Consider the following 1,649-nt stretch of genomic DNA (forward strand, 5'->3'; position numbering starts at 1 on the left):
GAGGTAAAAATTAAATAATTCAAATTTCTAGAATAAAAAAAAATAGAATTTATATAAACGATTTATGAAGTCAAATCAGGAAATTTTAGAACTAGAAAAAACCTTATTACAACTGGAAAATTTACATGCTTCTTTTGATTATTTACGAATAACAATTGCTTCGCCACAAAGAATTAGAAATTGGTCAAACCGAGTTTTGCCCAATGGTGAGTTAATAGGCGAGGTTTTAAAACCTGAAACAATAAATTTTCGAACTCATCAGCCAGAAATTGACGGACTTTTTTGTGAAAAAATATTTGGTCCTATCAAAAATTGGAAATGTAAATGTGGTAAATACAACGGATTTGTACTTGATAAAATTTGTGATGAATGTGATGTTGAAATAATTGAGGCACGTGTAAGAAGATATAGAATGGGTTATATTGACTTAACATGCCCAATAACGCATTTGTGGTACCTTAAAGGAGTTCCAAATTACCTATGTATATTGTTACGATGTATTTCAGATAAAATTTGTGTTTACGATATTGAAGAGATTGTCTATTTTAAAGATCCAAAAAAAGGCTCTTTACGAGAACAAGGAAAGGACCCCAATCCTCTTAATATATTCATTCGATCTTTAAAGACTGAAGTCGAAAAAAATGAACTAAAAAAGTTTTTTAGGCCAAGTTATTTTAATCCCGAGTATAGTGGAAGTTTGAATAAACAAAAAAAAGGAGACAAAATGGAAGAATCTAATGATTTAGATTATTCTCGTCAACCTTATTTCAAAGAAGGACGACCAATGAAACGTAAAGGTTCTGAAATTGTTAGAGCTGCTCTAGAAGCAATTGATATTCCTGCAGCAATAAAAGTTGCTAGATCTTCAATCAATAACAATTGTTTAAGTAATTTAAATCAAACTTTTACCCCAGAAAAATCAGTTATTCGAAGAATTAGAATTTTAGAAAGTTTTTTATCGACAAATACAAATCCAGCATGGATGGTTTTAACAACCTTACCGGTATTACCGCCAAATTTAAGACCTTTACTAGAATTAGAAAGTGGTCGCTTGGTTGCTGCAGATATAAACGAAATTTATCGTTTAATAATAACTAGAAATCAAAGATTGTGTGATTTTTTGTATAGTTACACCGCACCAGATTTAATTACGGTTCATGGAAGAAAGTTACTACAAGAAGGTATTGATTCTTTAATTGATAATGCAAGACTTCCTAAAGATAAAATGTTTTGTTTAAATAATAAAGCTCTAAAAAGTCTAACTGAGATTTTAGAAGGAAAACAAGGACGTTTTCGACAGTCTCTTTTAGGAAAACGTGTAGATTATTCAGGACGTTCTGTTATCATAGTTGGTCCAAATCTAAGATTAAATCAATGCGGACTTCCTTACGAAATGGCAACAGAATTATTTCAGCCTTTTTTAATTAATGAATTGTTGAAAACAAAGATTAAAGCACCCAGTCATAATACAAAACTAGCTCAAATAATAATTAAGAAAAACAAACCTTTTGTTTGGACTTTATTAACAAAGTTAACTAAAAAGTATTCTATTTTACTAAATCGTGCTCCAACTTTGCATAGATTCGGAATACAAGCTTTTGATCCTATTATTATCTTAGGGCAAGCAATTCATTTACATCCTTTAGTTT

The 1,649-nt window shown here is 30.0% G+C and carries 1 protein-coding gene; it reads left to right on the forward strand.

What is annotated here, in order from left to right:
* Positions 1-64 precede the first annotated feature (64 nt).
* Positions 65-1,649: hypothetical protein (locus tag ACHZC3_RS05800; protein ID WP_394758935.1), on the forward strand; the 1,585-nt coding region annotated here is incomplete at its 3' end.

Origin of the sequence: Flavobacterium sp. (assembly GCF_043720215.1) — a bacterium.
Taxonomy (GTDB): Bacteria; Bacteroidota; Bacteroidia; order Flavobacteriales; family Flavobacteriaceae; genus Flavobacterium.